Source organism: Fibrobacter sp. UWB2 (assembly GCF_002210425.1).
In the GTDB taxonomy this organism is placed as follows: Bacteria; Fibrobacterota; Fibrobacteria; order Fibrobacterales; family Fibrobacteraceae; genus Fibrobacter; species Fibrobacter elongatus.
Map to the genome: position 1 here is coordinate 159,821 of NZ_MWQK01000004.1, position 14,865 is coordinate 174,685.

The 14,865-nt window shown below is 47.2% G+C and carries 13 protein-coding genes; 9 read left to right on the forward strand and 4 right to left on the reverse strand.

Annotated elements, in window-relative coordinates:
- The first annotated feature begins 67 nt into the window (after positions 1–67).
- Complete coding sequence (locus tag B7982_RS08875) at positions 68–1,864, forward strand: CotH kinase family protein (RefSeq protein WP_088660430.1); 1,797 nt, start codon at positions 68–70, stop codon at positions 1,862–1,864.
- 84 nt (positions 1,865–1,948) lie between these two features.
- Here the strand turns inward: B7982_RS08875 and cysK are convergent, their stop codons facing one another.
- From cysK to B7982_RS08890, 3 genes are all read right to left on the reverse strand, one after another.
- A complete protein-coding gene (cysK, locus tag B7982_RS08880) occupies positions 1,949–2,869 on the reverse strand; it encodes a cysteine synthase A (RefSeq protein WP_088660431.1) in 921 nt (306 codons plus the stop codon).
- 67 nt (positions 2,870–2,936) lie between these two features.
- Positions 2,937–4,103: a hypothetical protein gene (locus B7982_RS08885; protein ID WP_088660432.1), complete on the reverse strand. Its 1,167-nt coding sequence runs from the start codon at positions 4,101–4,103 to the stop codon at positions 2,937–2,939.
- Complete coding sequence (locus tag B7982_RS08890) at positions 4,096–4,929, reverse strand: TIGR02147 family protein (protein ID WP_088660433.1); 834 nt, start codon at positions 4,927–4,929, stop codon at positions 4,096–4,098. Before B7982_RS08890 ends, B7982_RS08885 begins: the two co-directional genes overlap by 8 nt.
- A 298-nt stretch (positions 4,930–5,227) precedes the next feature.
- On the opposite strand from B7982_RS08890, the gene rbr reads away from it, so the two are divergent.
- From rbr to B7982_RS08915, 5 genes are all read left to right on the forward strand, one after another.
- Positions 5,228–5,767 (forward strand): rubrerythrin, encoded by a 540-nt coding sequence (rbr, locus tag B7982_RS08895; RefSeq protein WP_088660434.1) that lies wholly within the window; start codon positions 5,228–5,230, stop codon positions 5,765–5,767.
- 98 nt (positions 5,768–5,865) lie between these two features.
- Positions 5,866–7,176 carry a hypothetical protein gene (locus B7982_RS08900; RefSeq protein WP_088660435.1) on the forward strand — a complete coding sequence of 437 codons (1,311 nt, stop codon included), beginning with the start codon at positions 5,866–5,868 and terminating at the stop codon, positions 7,174–7,176.
- Positions 7,177–7,179: 3 nt separating this feature from the next.
- Complete coding sequence (locus B7982_RS08905; protein WP_088660436.1) at positions 7,180–8,214, forward strand: hypothetical protein; 1,035 nt, start codon at positions 7,180–7,182, stop codon at positions 8,212–8,214.
- Between the two features lie 43 nt (positions 8,215–8,257).
- Complete coding sequence (locus tag B7982_RS08910; RefSeq protein WP_088660437.1) at positions 8,258–9,367, forward strand: DUF4434 domain-containing protein; 1,110 nt, start codon at positions 8,258–8,260, stop codon at positions 9,365–9,367.
- A 51-nt stretch (positions 9,368–9,418) separates the two neighbouring features.
- Complete coding sequence (locus tag B7982_RS08915; protein ID WP_088660438.1) at positions 9,419–10,495, forward strand: DUF4419 domain-containing protein; 1,077 nt, start codon at positions 9,419–9,421, stop codon at positions 10,493–10,495.
- On the opposite strand, the gene B7982_RS08920 is transcribed toward B7982_RS08915, so the two are convergent.
- Positions 10,492–10,680, reverse strand: coding sequence for a hypothetical protein (locus B7982_RS08920; protein WP_088660439.1), 189 nt, complete (start codon positions 10,678–10,680; stop codon positions 10,492–10,494). The two genes, B7982_RS08915 and B7982_RS08920, sit on opposite strands and share 4 nt — an antisense overlap.
- A gap of 209 nt (positions 10,681–10,889) precedes the next feature.
- Between B7982_RS08920 and B7982_RS08925 the strand changes: the two genes are divergently transcribed.
- From B7982_RS08925 to speA, 3 genes are all read left to right on the forward strand, one after another.
- Positions 10,890–11,135 carry a hypothetical protein gene (locus B7982_RS08925; protein ID WP_088660440.1) on the forward strand — a complete coding sequence of 82 codons (246 nt, stop codon included), beginning with the start codon at positions 10,890–10,892 and terminating at the stop codon, positions 11,133–11,135.
- A gap of 512 nt (positions 11,136–11,647) precedes the next feature.
- The gene (locus tag B7982_RS08930; protein WP_074208888.1) at positions 11,648–12,922 is read left to right on the forward strand and encodes a saccharopine dehydrogenase family protein; all 1,275 of its coding nucleotides are present in this window, start codon (positions 11,648–11,650) and stop codon (positions 12,920–12,922) included.
- A gap of 3 nt (positions 12,923–12,925) precedes the next feature.
- The gene (speA, locus tag B7982_RS08935; protein ID WP_012820343.1) at positions 12,926–14,824 is read left to right on the forward strand and encodes a biosynthetic arginine decarboxylase; all 1,899 of its coding nucleotides are present in this window, start codon (positions 12,926–12,928) and stop codon (positions 14,822–14,824) included.
- The last annotated feature ends 41 nt before the right edge of the window (positions 14,825–14,865 follow it).

The following is a 14,865-nucleotide window of genomic DNA, read 5'->3' on the forward strand; positions in this document are numbered from 1 at the left end:
GATGGATAAGGAGTGTGGATACATTATGCTAAAAAAAGCCCTATTATCGTGTTGCTTTGCGGCAGGGATGTCCCTTGCGCAAACGTACGACTTACCGATTGTTTTCGTTGACACCAAAGGCGAATGCCTTGACAAAAATGTCACCGAAAAAATTCCTGCAACAATGCGCGTGCTCGACGGGAAAACAAATTCCGTTGCAGACAGTGCCAAAGGTACGCTTTATGACATTGGCATCAAGGTAAGAGGGCAATCATCCGCCTTGTTCCCGAAGCCAGGCTATGGCGTAGAAGTCCGTGACGAAAAAGGTGAAGGTCTTGACGTCAGCCTGTTCGGGCTCCCGCCTGCAGACGACTGGGTTTTCCATGGTCCTTATGTAGACAAGAGCATGATGCGAAACGCTCTCGCCCACTGGCTCTTTAGACAAGCAGGCCACTACAGCCCACGCACTAAGCATTTTGACTTGTACATCAACGGCGTTTACCGCGGCGTGTACGTGCTTATTGAAAAAATCAAACGCGGCAAGTATCGCGTGAACGTGAGCAAGCTTAAAGAAACCGACATCGCAGGCGATAGCCTCACCGGCGGCTACATTTGGGCTTTTGACAAAACGGGCACCAACACCGGTGGCGCAGGCAGTGGCCCCATCGAAAAGGAAGGCTTTAACACTTCTGACGGTTTAAACGTCATTTTGCACTACCCCAAAAAGGAAAACATCCAAAAGCAACAGGAAGATTACCTGAAAAAATACCTGAACGATCTTGAAGGCTTGTTCAAGAACGGCAAGAACGGTCAAGGCTATGAAAACTACGTGGATATGACATCGGCTCTGGACTATGTCTTGCACGAAGAAGTGACGAACAACGCGGACTCCTACTGGTGCAGTTTCTTCTTGCACAAGCCAAAGGACAAAACCGACAAGAACGGAGTCAAGACGGAAGGCAAGGTAACACTTGGCCCGGCTTGGGACTTTAACCTCGCCATGAGTAATGGCAGCCAGCCCGAAAATGGCGGAGGCAATAACGGCGGTGGCATGTGGGGCGGCGGCTTCGGTGGAGGTTTCGGTGGTGGCGGAAACGGCTTCGGAAGTTCTGGCACAAGCGGCTGGCAAATCGAAAACAGCCAAAAGTCAGGCAATGGCGGCATGTGGGGCATGGGTAGCTCCCTCAAGGCCCCAAACTGGCTCCTTGGCATGTGGAAGGACAGTCACTACCAAAGTGAATTGAAGAAACGCTGGGCAGAACTCCGCAGTGGCGTTTGGCACACCAAGACTTTGGATCTCTACCTCGATTCCATGAAGACGTACCTCAAGAACGCAGCTGACAGAAACTTCAAGCGCTGGCCGAACTTGGGCAAATCAAGCGGTCAGAACGATGCGGACCCACAGCCAATGAAATACTGCAATAGCAGCAGTGGCGGTGGCTTTGGCATGCCTATGGGTGGCTACAACGCAACGACTTGGGACGGCGAAGTGGAACACCTCCGCAAGAAGATGAAAGAAAGAATGCAGTGGATGGACGAACAGCTTGGATTCAAGGAACCGGCCTCCCCCATTGCGATGGCTCCTGTAGATCCGTCAATCCATGAACCCGATTGGCAGAACGACGGCAAGGACAAAGATTCCATTCCGATGGGCATCCGCTATGACGATCTCAGCAGACTGTCTCCGACAAACTTCTTCGTGGTCATTGGCAACTACCTCGAAATCCACACGGATATGGGCGGCAAGTTTGCTCTAGTCGATTTGAACGGTGCTGTTTTGTACAAGACCCAGATCAAGGCGGGAACGACCAATATCGAGATTCCGGCCAGGGCAAGAGACAAGCACTGGATTGCAACGCTTAACGGCAAAATGCTTTCTAAATAAACTTCTTAATGAATTCCTCACTTAATAGAAATGCCGGCTCACGGGAGTCGGCATTTTCCTTTTTAAAGTCTCGCGCAGTGGCGATTACGTGTTCCAGAGCCAAGTGCTGAGGTAACGTTCGCCAGTATCCGGGAGCACTGCGACAATGCGCTTGCCCTTGAATTCCGGGCGCTTCGCGACCGTGAGCGCACATTCGAGAGCGGCACCCGACGAAATCCCGACGAAGATTCCTTCTTCGGCAGCGGCAGCGCGAGCGGCGTTCCCCGCCTTCTCGGTACTTGTGAGATACACTTCGTCAATCACCTTCGGATCGTAATTCTTGGGGACAAAGTTTGCTCCAATTCCCTGAATCTTGTGCGGGCCCGCAACACCCTTGGAAATCATCGGAGAATCATCCGGTTCAATGGCGATAACATAAACGTTCGGATTCTTTTCCTTGAGGAACTTCGCCGTGCCAGAAACTGTTCCGCCCGTGCCTGCAGTAGCAATGAACACATCCACCTTGCCATCCGTATCGCGCCAGATTTCCGGACCGGTCGTGCGGTAATGCGCTTCGGGATTTGCAGGATTGTCGAACTGCTGCGGGATAAAGCTACCCGGATTGGCAGCAGCGATTTCATTTGCCTTCGCAATGCAGCCAGCCATGCCCTTAGCACCTTCGGTCAGCACGACTTCGGCACCGAGCGATTTCAACAGCATGCGGCGTTCCATGCTCATGGAATCCGGCATCGTGAGCACCACCTTGTAGCCCTTGACTGCACCGACATAAGCAAGGCCCACGCCCGTGTTGCCGCTGGTCGGTTCAATGATGAGCGCACCCGGTTTGAGTTTGCCTTCTTGTTCGGCACGTTCAATCATGTTGAGCGCCACACGGTCTTTTGCGCTACCGAGCGGGTTGAACATTTCGAGTTTCACATAGACTTCGGCATCGCCCTTGTTGAGCTTGTTGATGCGGACGAGCGGCGTATTGCCAATCGTTTCGAGAATGTTGTTGTAAATAGCCATAAAAAAGTTCTCCGTACTGTACGGAGAACAATCTAGAATTATTTTAGCAAATGGGCTTGACTTGAATTTACTTTACGAAACTAGAATGGAACCATTCACCATGCTGTTCAATAACGTCATCTGAAGGGTATCCGTATTCTCCGCACTTCCAAATTGAACTCGTATAACTATTAATTGTTATTTCCGTATTTTCGTCAATTAAGCCATCGCAATCTTGGACAAGGAATTCAGCTTTCCTTAGAAAGTCCGTATTCCCATATTCACAATTACCACTAGGAGCTATTTTTGTTATCTCTATCGAGTCTTTTGAGACCTTATTCAAAATAAACCCATAATAATACGAATTAATCCCTAGAGATACAGAATACAACTTGCAATTTTCCGAAAACAGCGAATTTCCAACATATTGAACTGTTTTGGGGAAAGATTCTAACACTTCTTGGGGCGATATTTCCTTAATATGCGTAATCGAATCCGGTGCTGAAATATAAATCGCACCACCACCATTGAACGCAAGTACATGGTCATCAAAAGAAAGTTCATCGACATTTTCCGTAAATTGTTTTGAATAATTATCCAGAGTCATATCTGCATATAACGAGTTGCAAATATCATCTGTTTCTTTTGTTAAATCACTTACAAAGTTATTGAAAAATGCTGTGTCAACAACCACCGATGTACAATAGGACGGATTTCCGTCCGTACAGGATTCATACGTTTCTATCCCATGCATAGCATCGCAAACAATAAATATATCTTTCGTATTTTCACACGTTATATCGTTTAAATTTGGATAATCGTAGTAAAACAGACCCGATGAATTTAATACAAAAACATTAGATTCACATGTCTTTAAGAAGGCTTCTAAAATCGGTTCGCACTTGTCTCCCAAACCGCTTAACGAAATATCACGGTGAGCCACACTATCCAAACTGAATTGAACATGACTGCTATAATGTTTGTTATTTACATCACATTGCGAACGAGCTCCTGCAGATTGCTTGTACACAAGAACATCACCACCCGTAACCTTAACACGAGCCGTTGGCGGAGTATCAAAAGAAATTTTTCCATTCGGGATTTGCACCCCACTGCTGCTTACAACGTTACTAGATGAACTGCTATTCTGTGCCAAAGCATTGCCTTCAATCGCAGCTCCGCTGACATTGCTATCGGAACAGCCTATTAAAGCGAGAACACCCGCCGCCATGGTAAATTTAATGATGTTATTCATTGGTTTCCTCCTCAACCTTTTTTGTTAAAGGGAACAACTGAAGATTCAGTCGATAAACTTGGTTGACGTTTTCATATTCGGCAGCGATGTTTGCCACCTTGCGTACAAACGCGTCCAACTCCTGAGAAATGCGGGCGTAGGCTTCTTCGCAAAGCCCAAGCGTTGCACCCGTGAAATGACGTTCTTCAATCGGGAACTTGTCGATAGCCGTTCTCGCAAGCGAAGCCATTTCTTTGTGCATGCCGCGAACCGCAATGGGAAGCGATTCTTTTGTGCCGATGACAGTCTTTTCCGTCTGCACATAAGTATGTTCCGCCTCGCGCTTAAGAAAACCCGTCTGCACAAGGAATGCGAGCGAATCGCGCACCTGTTCTGCCGAAATCACCTGATGGCAAGTTTTCGCCATTTCGAGCGGGCGCTTTCCAGGCATCATCGGAGCAAGTTCACGAATCGTCGGATTTTTCCAAGACTCATAGAATTCAAAAGATTCCGCATCGACAACGCGCACTTGATGCTCGCGAGCAATCTTCTGCATTTCAAGAAGCGCCTCTTTTTTCACAGAGTCCTTCGTTGCATTGCCGAACTTGACCATTTGCGTGAAGTAAGCAAACTCGTGCCCCGCAAGCCCCATCGCATGTGCGACCTGTTCCATCTTGACGAGACTCAAGCTACTCTTGCCTTCGCAAACAAGCTTTAGGTAAACCGGCGACTTGAACCCCGCCAGCTTGGAAAACTCACGCCACGAAAATGCGCTCGTCCTTTTACGCTCTTCGTAAAAGTCCTGCATGTACAGGCGGTAATCCTTATATTCTGTTATCGGTTTCATAAGCAGTCTTTAGTTATTGGTCAATAGTTTTGGGTTAGAACATCCGTTCTTACATGTATAAATTTAGATTTCCCTCCAAGCGCACGCAATATTAAAATGATACAAAAATAAAGAAAATTTCAAATTTTTAAGGATTTTAACAAATATTTTTCATTTTTAAATTCTAAAAGATACACCCTGTATCATTTAACAAAATCGGCTTACTCCAACTTATTACAAAAATGCGTCATAAAAATTTCCACACAGCAACAAAATGAGGTATATTAGAAACAAAACCTATCAAATAAGGGAGTTTTTTATGGCAAACAAATACGCAGGAACCCAAACCGAAAAGAACCTTGAAGCAGCATTCGCCGGCGAATCGCAGGCTCGCAACAAGTACACCTACTTTGCAAGCCGCGCCAAAAAGGACGGATTCGAACAGATCGCAGCCTTGTTCCAGAAGACTGCCGACAACGAAAAGGAACACGCCAAGCTTTGGTTCAAGGAACTCGAAGGCATCGGCGACACCGCCCAGAACCTGAAGGCTGCCGCCGAAGGCGAAAACTACGAATGGACCGACATGTACGAAGGCTTCGCGAAGACCGCTGAAGAAGAAGGCTTCACCGCTCTCGCCAAGAAGTTCCGCATGGTCGCCGCCATCGAAAAGATGCACGAAGAACGCTATCGCGCCCTCCTCAAGAATGTGGAAACGGCCAAGGTCTTCGAAAAGAGCGAAGTCAAGGTTTGGGAATGCCGCAACTGCGGACACATCGTGGTCGGAACGAAGGCCCCGGAAGTCTGCCCCGTCTGCGCTCACCCGCAAGCCTACTTCGAAGTCCACGAAGAGAACTTCTAATCACAATTAAATTCAAAAAACAGGCACCGGAGAAATCCGGTGTTTTTTATTACATTTGTTTCTAAAATTGCAAACAAACCTTTATACTAGGTACAGATATGAACTTTATTAAAAAATACTCTTTGAGCCTCCTCCTTTTGGGATTTGGCCTGAGCCATGCCGCCAGCGAAGACTACAAACAACTTGAAGTCCACGTTGAAGAATGCCTTGATTACCTTGAAGTTTTTACCAATCCGGATTTTAATCCTAAAAAGACAATCCAGAAGGTCTACGAAAACGGGTCCCTTATTTTGCGTTATGACGAAGAAGCCATCACGAAAACAGAAAAACTCGCCGAAAAATGGATTAGCGACTGCGGAGACCTCTTTATTTCGGATAAATACGATCCAGGTTTCATCAGAAACTCCCCCATCTTTAATGTCGTGAGCGACCGAGTCAAAAATCAAAGTTTCAGAAAGAAGAATTCCGCCCCAATCGTAGGCCATTCAGGAGCCTCCGAAGACGAAAAGCCGTTCAAGCTTAAGGCTACATTCAACTCAGGCTATCTCCATGAACTTGAAGTCATCGCACCCTATACCAATGTATTCCAATACGACTATGACGGAGAACACCTCATTTGGGGTAGATTCGATAACGAGGACGTTTTAGGTATCGGTTGGTCCGAGACCCCATTTGCATACAGCTTTACCAGATACGGAGATTCCCTCCGCTACACGTCTCCCTTTATGTCTTACACAACGGAAAACAAAGGCAGAAATAGCTGGGGCGAGAGAAAGGCTTCGCCAAAAACATGGCAAGTCAAAGACGTTTCTGAAAGCGCCCTGAACGGACAGATTAACCACGAGAAAAATTTGTTCGTCGCCATCCCTAAAGGAAACAAGGACCGTAGCTGGGCCATAAAGTTAGCCGCCACCATCGGTATCCACGGATTCGCTTACACCGACGACCTGATTAAAGACAACAACTGGGTTGCAGACTCGACAAAATACATGGGCGGATTCGGCGCTCTCGGCTTTTTGGTCGACATTACGGCCGGCGTTGTCCACTGTATGCCGTCATCCGGTAGCTGCTTCGGCTTTGGCGCCGGTTATTCGCACAACGGTTACGACGGATACGTGATTGACGAAGAAAACTCCTGGTACCACGAAGTCGTCAAGAATAAGATGAAGCACACGGACAACTTAAAGCTCTATGGAGAATACTACCTCAGCGGAAAATCTCCGAAAGGCTTCCGTGAAAGCATTGACATTCCTTTAAACGCCAACATAAAGTATCTGACATCCAAGACCGGATTTTTCTGGGGCAAATGGATGCGCTACGAAGCAGGCCTAGAAGTATCCCCCATCCAGTTCATTCCGGGTATCTATTTTGAACTGGGAATGCAATTTACCACACCCGCCCTTTGGTAATCAATGTCCTTAGTACGCATTTTTAGCATTTTCTCTTTTGCGATTCTTTTTTGCGGATGCACTAATTTCCAAGGTGCAAAGGCGCTCGAGTTCTTTTCGCACCTAGACAAGTACGGTCGTTGGAAAACCTATAACCGCACCGACTTTGAAGGAAGAATTTTGAAAGGAAACGTCGCCTGCATCGAAGCCGAAATTTCGACTCTAGATTCGGCCAAAAGCAAGAAGACGTTCAAAGGGTATGCTAAAAAATGCTGGGACGAATTCGGTATTCTAGTAGAAGCTGTCATAAAGGATTCTACCGGAACCAACTTATACCAACTGAAAAGTAAAACCGAAAACGGATACCTGATAGACAGAAACATCAACATTCATCTTTACGCACAAACGCGACTTTCTGCAGGTCTCACATACATTTCAATGACCGAAGAAGACGACGGAGGAACAAGGAACATCGTTTACACGCAAAAGAACGATTCCGGATCCGTTTTTAAAGTACAGTTTCCAAAGACACCAAACGAAAAAATAACGACAGCACAAATAAAATATCCCTTTGCGCATGAGCTTAAATTTTCGTATAACGACAAGGACGAACTCATCCAGATTAGCGATTCGAAGCGCAGCAAAGCGTACAGAATCAACTTTACCGAAAGCAATCAAGAAGCGAATGAGACAAAAATCATTTACTCCGGCGAAACCTACAGCTATCAGCTGAAAAAGACAAATTCACAAAAGCAACCCATCGAAGAAATTTTTTCTGATGAATTTACAGGGAAGAAAGTTCATCGAAAATACACCTATACTGACGACGGCAAAACGGCTACCATTTGGGAAAATGGCCTATCCCGAAACATAGTCTACGAAAACGGCAAATTCGTCCGTGAAGAGTATTACGATTACGCAGAATCACTGAGACAAATCGTTGAAATCGAGACGGATTCACTCGGGAATGTCATAAAAAGCACCTACATACCTGTGATTCAGGGCAAGATGTTTAGCAACGTGCAAAAGCAATATAATTACACGATTGAATATCGGTAAGTAAATTCTTTTCGATGAACAAAAAACAGATTATATTTCTGTTATGTTCGTCACTCGATACATTCCCCGCTGTTTGTCTTTTGCACTCGCTTTAAGCGGTTTTTCGGCAGATGCGGTGGCCGCGAATTTGGATGGTGTTTTCGATGCAGGTTGGACGACAGCATACCAATCAGCAGATTCCATCAACCACATGCACAAACGATTGCACACCCTCGGCATGGAACAGGTTGTGTTGCAATACGCGGCAGTCGAAAAGACACATTTGTATTACCCTTCACAGCTAGACTTTTTGCAGAACACGCAATACAAGAACAACCAGCTTTTCCCCAAGAGCATCGATGCAGCGAAGCCTGCCGGAAACAAGCTTTGGTTCGGGCTTTATTACGACGGAGAAAATTGGTACACACCGCCGACGATTTCGCAACTCGATACACTGGCAGCGAGAAATTTGAAGGTCATCGAAGAACTGTACGCTCTTTACGGAAGCGAGACTGTAATTGAAGGAGTTTATATCCCGCAAGAGATTGCGCGCTATTATTGGGATGGACTCAGAGCAGATGCGACCGCGGCAGCACTCGCAACACACTTTTTGATTCCGGTAACACGTGCGGCACAGTCCAAAGGTTGGAAAGTCATGACTGCTCCGTTTTACAACCAGAATTTGGAAACGCCCGAAAAGCTACAAGTATTTTTCGAATCGCTTTTTGCCACAGGTTTCAAGCCCGATGTTATCGCCGTGCAAGATGGCATCGGCGCTAGCGATGCGGGAAAAGCACATGCAGACATTTCGACCGTAGCAAATTACGAGCGTGCAGTTGCGAATGCGTGTTCGCAATACGGGATTGAATTTTGGGTCGATATGGAATTGTTCCGCACAGACGATTCGCACGCGCTCGCCGATAACGCAAGACTTTCGTCGCAATTAGATACTGCACTCGCGGCGGGAGCGTCAAAGGTTATTGTTTACGACTTAGCCGTTCTCGGAAATGCAGGGTTGGACTCGCTTGAAAAATGGTTTGCACGGGACAGTTCGCAAGTGACGTTTATCAAGATCCGTCGCACCCCAAACAAGTCGCAAAAGTTCGGCGGTCCGCGCCATAAAGAAATTCGGTATTACAAGCTGAACGGCGCAAGAGTAAAGACAAGCGAATAAAACGCAACACTCTTCAACTTTTATCCATACACATTTTTGTATATTCCTCTTATGAATAAAATTATTTTCATTCTATTTTTTGCAATCGGGCTTGGAACCGCAGCAGCGGACGCAATTGTCAAGGACAAAAAAGTCAAAGAGAGCAAGCCCAAATACGCCATGACCGAAATCATGGATTTTGATGGTCAGCAAGTTCTCTTAGAAGAACGTACAGACAAAAAGTTTATCCAGGATTTATACATCGACGATTACAAATTTCCACACCCTTTTGTAGCCATGATTGGGACCGCTTTTGCGAATCACCACTCTATCGAGATTTATCCCGATGACATTTGGCTTTTGATTATGGACGGAATCCGTCTGCATATTAAATACAATCGCGATAAATTTAAAGATAAATTCGTAAAAAACGAGGCCGACACAAATCTTGTCATAAATGATAACGCTCTTACTTTGCAATCGCCACCCAGCGCATGGAAAAAGAGCATTGCACAAACATACGATTCACTTTACCAAAAACTCCCGGAAGATACAAGAAATACGTTCGACATAGACTTTTCTACATCCACAGCAATTGACAAGTTTGTTGCAAAAGCAACGCTTATGTCCATCAGTTCGGAATATTACTCTTACTCCATACACACTTTGTGCGGGATTCCTCAAATTATCATCAAAGGAAAAAAGCGAGATTGGCAAAAGTTGAAAGATTCATTCGACAAACTTGCGCTTATTTTCGACATGCCCTGGTGGGCTAAACAAGTCGATCCGATTCTAAATGAATTTATCCAGACATTCAACAACAAGATTAACATGAATTTCTGGAGGGGAATCTACAAATATTTTCCGGAGGATCTCAGTTGCGGAGCAACCCCGCACATCAACGGATGGATAACAAAATTCTTCCCCTACATTGTCAATGGAGAACAGGAACACAGAACCAATTGGGACGAACAAATCCAATACAAAGACATTTCAGCCGGGAAAAACGATGTTTTCATTACATGGAAACATCTAGGCAACGAAATCTACTTACTATTATCCACCGGATTTTGGGGCGTTACCATCGACCCGAAAACAAAGCGTTTGAGAACAATCCGCGGATACGCGCTGACGAAGGATAGGGATTAGGATTTTTTCGTTAATTTGCCGCCCGCGATGAGCACTAAAAAGGCGGCACCGCCTACACCCACAATTTTCTTGATATCGCTCCAAAATTCGCGACGTTTTTCTTTGCACGATTCGCAAAGTTTTTCGGAGTCCTCAGCTTTATCGCAGCCGCATTTTTTGCATTTATTCCACATTTTTTGAAGCATAGCCAAATTCCTTAATCGTTGAAGGTGAACGAGAAGTCTTTTTAAAATACCATTTTTTGTTAGGAATGAGAGTAACGGGAATCACAATTTTTGGGGGGGATGGCATCCTCACCCAAACTTTTATATATTTGACGCCTACGGCGTCCGCGGCGACGGCTCGGTAATAAAAATATGCCAGCATATTTCTGCAACGCTCGCCTTGCACGCTTATGAAGTACTGGTTTAAAGGCGAAGCCAAGGAGCAGTTTAAAATGGATTTCAAGAAATGCAGCGAAGTTTATGGATACAAATCCATTGCCGAAGTCGAAGAAGAAGAGCTTGAAGCCAAGATTAAAGATACCAAACTCGAAATGGTCGACGCCATGTTTGCTATTCCCAAATTAACTGATGCAGACATCTCTAGCATTTCAGTTTTTCCGGTAGACGACATCCAAAAGCGAAGAGCACAACGCTAAAAAAGCAATTTGAAAATCCACAGTGTTAGATTCGTGGATTTTTATTTAGTTTATCTATGGCAAAATTTCAACCAAATACGGAAAATATTTAGATAGTCCGAATTTCGTTGAAATGTTTTTAGAGAACGACTACAAATTTGAATATTTGTAGTCGTTTTGTACAGACAAATTGCGTTAGGGATAGTGACCACTGTGTGGCGGAGACTTGCGCAAGCAAGGCTCCGTTCTAGGAGGTTAGCGGAGAGCGTAGCGAAGACGGTTGCCCCTAGAATATAGCCCGACCTTGCCCATGGGCAAGGGAACGCCCAATACATGTCTCGTGCAAGGAGATTCCCCATCAGGTGGGGAATGACAAGGAAGAAGTGCTCAAGAACTATGCAAAACAGGCTTGTTATGCGCTCTGCTCCGCACTCGTCATACGAAAAAGTTCCTACATTTTCCATCAGTAACATTCTCTACCGGGATCGCCATCCCGATGGATTAACTCTCAACAAATGAGGAACAAACAAAAAATGGCAAGAGCATTGATTATCGGTTGTGGCGCCGTTGCCACAGTTGCTATCAAGAAGTGCTGCACCTGCAGCGAAGTTTTTAGCGAAATCTGCATCGCCAGCCGTCATCGCGAAAATTGCGAGAAGTTGGCTCAGGAACTCCGCCCGAATACGAAGACGGTCATCACGACTGCCGCCGTGGACGCTGATAAGGCCGAGAACGTCTCTGCTCTCATTAAGCAATACAAGCCGGACTTGGTGATGAATATCGCTCTCCCCTACCAGGACCTCGCCATCATGGATGCATGCCTTGAATGTGGCGTGAACTACATGGACACGGCTAACTACGAGCCGGAAAACATCGACGATCCGGAATGGCGCAAGGTTTACGACAAGCGCTGCAAGGAAAAGGGCTTTAGCGCCTACTTCGATTACAGCTGGCAGTGGGCTTACAAAGAAAAGTTTGAAAAGGCTGGTCTCACGGCTTTGCTCGGTTCCGGCTTTGACCCGGGTGTTTCTCAGGCATACTGCGCCTACGCCTTGAAGCACCAGTTCGATACGATTGAAGAAATCGACATTCTCGACTGCAATGGCGGCGATCACGGCTACAAGTTCGCAACGAACTTCAACCCGGAAATCAACCTCCGCGAAGTTTCTGCTCCGGGCAGCTACTGGGACACGGACGAGAACGGCAAGGGCCACTGGGTTGAAATCCCGGCCATGAGCATCAAGCGTGAATACAACTTCGCACAGGTCGGCAAGAAGGACATGTACCTTCTCCACCACGAAGAAATTGAATCCCTCGCCCAGAACATCCCGGGCATCAAGCGCATCCGCTTCTTCATGACGTTTGGCCAGAGCTACCTCGACCACATGCGTTGCCTCGAAGACGTGGGCATGCTCAGCACGCAGCCGATCAAGTTCCAGGGTCAGGACATTGTTCCGATCCAGTTCCTCAAGGCTCTCCTCCCGGACCCGGCAAGCCTCGGTCCTCGCACGGTGGGCAAGACGAACATCGGTTGCATTTTCAAGGGTACTAAGGATGGCAAGCCAAAGACTTACTATCTGTACAACGTTTGCGACCACCAGGAATGCTACAAGGAACTCGGCAGCCAGGCTATCGCCTACACGACTGGCGTTCCGGCAATGTGCGGTGCCATGATGGTGCTCACGGGCAAATGGAACAAGCCGGGTGTGCATACGGTCGAAGAGTTCGATCCGGATCCGTTCATGGAAGCCCTCACCAAATACGGTCTCCCGTGGAACGAAGATTTCAACCCGGTACTTGTGGACTAGGCAATGAAAAAATGGCGCATTGACGATTCCCGAGATCTTTACAACGTAAAGGGCTGGGGCGTAAGTTACTTTGACATTAACGACAAGGGCCACGCAACGGTTTCGCCGATCAAGAATGGCGGTCCGAGCATCGACCTTTACGAGCTCGTGCAGGAACTTTCCTTGCGCGATGTTTCGACTCCTGTGTTGTTGCGCTTCCCGGATATTCTGGACAGCCGCATCGAAAAGATTCACGAGTGCTTCACAAAGGCGACGACTGAATATGGCTACAAGGGTGGCCATTACAGCATCTTCCCAATCAAGGTGAACCAGCAGCGCGCGGTCTTGGAAGAAGTGGTGAGTCACGGTTCCAAGTTCAACATCGGCCTTGAGGCAGGTTCCAAGCCGGAACTCCACGCGGTACTTGCGAACATGGAAAATCCGGACGCGTTGATTATCTGCAACGGCTACAAGGACGAAGACTTTATCGAGCTTGCTCTCCTCGCACAGAAGATGGGCAAGAAGATTTTCATTGTCGTCGAAAAGATGAACGAGCTTCACTTGGTTGTTGACTTGTCTCGTCGAATCGGCGTGCGCCCGAACATCGGTATTCGCATCAAGCTTGCAAGCTCTGGTAGCGGCAAGTGGGAAGAATCCGGCGGATACCACAGCAAGTTCGGTCTGAACAGTTCTGAACTTTTGGAAGCTCTCGACTACATCAAAGAAGAGAAGATGGAAGACTGCATGAAGCTCATCCACTTCCACTTGGGTAGCCAGATTACGAACATTCGCCATATCAAGAATGGACTCCGCGAAGTTTCGCAGTTCTACGTCCAAATTAGAAAGATGGGCATGGGCCTTGAATTCGTGGACGTGGGCGGCGGCTTGGGCGTGGATTACGATGGCACGCGCAGTTCTAACGCGAGCTCCGTGAACTATTCCATCCAGGAATACGCAAACGACGTTGTGTACGCGATGTTCGAAGCATGCGAAAACGCCGATGTTCCTCACCCGAATATCATTGCAGAATCGGGCCGTGCTCTTTCGGCTCACCATTCCATCTTGGTGTTCAACGTGCTTGAAACGGCTGGCCAGGCATTCTTTGACGAAAGCGTTCACGAAATTAGCGATGACGCTCCGGAAGCACTGAAGGACTTGTACGGCATTTACAAGAGCCTTTCTCCGAAGAACTTGCTCGAAAGCTGGCATGACGCCATGCAGATTAACGACGACACCTTGAGCGGTTTCAAGATGGGCGACGTGGATTTGCAGACGCGCGCTATGAGCGAACGTTTGTTCTGGAGCATTGCCCGCAAGGTGGACTTGCTCGCACGCGACTTGCGCCATCCGCCTTATGAATTGAGCGAACTCCCGCGCTTGCTTGCCGAAAAGTACTTCTGCAACTTCAGCCTTTTCCAGAGCCTCCCGGACAGCTGGGGCGTGGATCAGGTGTTCCCGATTATGCCGATCCAGCGTTTGGACGAAGAGCCGACGATTGAGACGACGATTCAGGACGTGACTTGCGATAGCGATGGCAAGATTGACATGTTCGTTCGCGGTGGCGAAGTGGCACGCACCATTCCGCTCCACCCGATCAAGAAGGACGAGCCGTACTTTATCGCGGTTTACCTCGTCGGTGCATACCAGGAAATTCTCGGTGACCTCCACAACCTCTTTGGCGATACGAACGCTGTGCATATTGTCTGCAACGACAAGGGCGGCTACGATATTGACAAGGTGATTGACGGTGAATCCGTGGAAGACGTGCTCGACTACGTGAACTTCAGCGACAAGGCTCTTGTCCGCAACATGGAAAACTGGGTCACGCGCTCTGTGAAGGAAGGAAAGATTACGCTTCAGGAAGGCAAGGAATTCTTGAACATCTATCGTTCCGGACTTTACGGGTACACGTATCTGGAATAAAGTTACTAGATACTCGTTAATAGTTACTAGTAGATTCGCGG

What these genes read in the sequence shown, in the direction of transcription:
- B7982_RS08875 (WP_088660430.1), top strand. Translation starts at nt 68, where the DNA reads ATGTCCCTTGCGCAAACGTACGACTTACCGATTGTTTTCGTTGACACC.
- cysK (WP_088660431.1), bottom strand. Translation starts at nt 2,869, where the DNA reads ATGGCTATTTACAACAACATTCTCGAAACGATTGGCAATACGCCGCTC.
- B7982_RS08885 (WP_088660432.1), bottom strand. Translation starts at nt 4,103, where the DNA reads ATGAATAACATCATTAAATTTACCATGGCGGCGGGTGTTCTCGCTTTA.
- B7982_RS08890 (WP_088660433.1), bottom strand. Translation starts at nt 4,929, where the DNA reads ATGAAACCGATAACAGAATATAAGGATTACCGCCTGTACATGCAGGAC.
- rbr (WP_088660434.1), top strand. Translation starts at nt 5,228, where the DNA reads ATGGCAAACAAATACGCAGGAACCCAAACCGAAAAGAACCTTGAAGCA.
- B7982_RS08900 (WP_088660435.1), top strand. Translation starts at nt 5,866, where the DNA reads ATGAACTTTATTAAAAAATACTCTTTGAGCCTCCTCCTTTTGGGATTT.
- B7982_RS08905 (WP_088660436.1), top strand. Translation starts at nt 7,180, where the DNA reads ATGTCCTTAGTACGCATTTTTAGCATTTTCTCTTTTGCGATTCTTTTT.
- B7982_RS08910 (WP_088660437.1), top strand. Translation starts at nt 8,258, where the DNA reads ATGTTCGTCACTCGATACATTCCCCGCTGTTTGTCTTTTGCACTCGCT.
- B7982_RS08915 (WP_088660438.1), top strand. Translation starts at nt 9,419, where the DNA reads ATGAATAAAATTATTTTCATTCTATTTTTTGCAATCGGGCTTGGAACC.
- B7982_RS08920 (WP_088660439.1), bottom strand. Translation starts at nt 10,680, where the DNA reads ATGCTTCAAAAAATGTGGAATAAATGCAAAAAATGCGGCTGCGATAAA.
- B7982_RS08925 (WP_088660440.1), top strand. Translation starts at nt 10,890, where the DNA reads ATGAAGTACTGGTTTAAAGGCGAAGCCAAGGAGCAGTTTAAAATGGAT.
- B7982_RS08930 (WP_074208888.1), top strand. Translation starts at nt 11,648, where the DNA reads ATGGCAAGAGCATTGATTATCGGTTGTGGCGCCGTTGCCACAGTTGCT.
- speA (WP_012820343.1), top strand. Translation starts at nt 12,926, where the DNA reads ATGAAAAAATGGCGCATTGACGATTCCCGAGATCTTTACAACGTAAAG.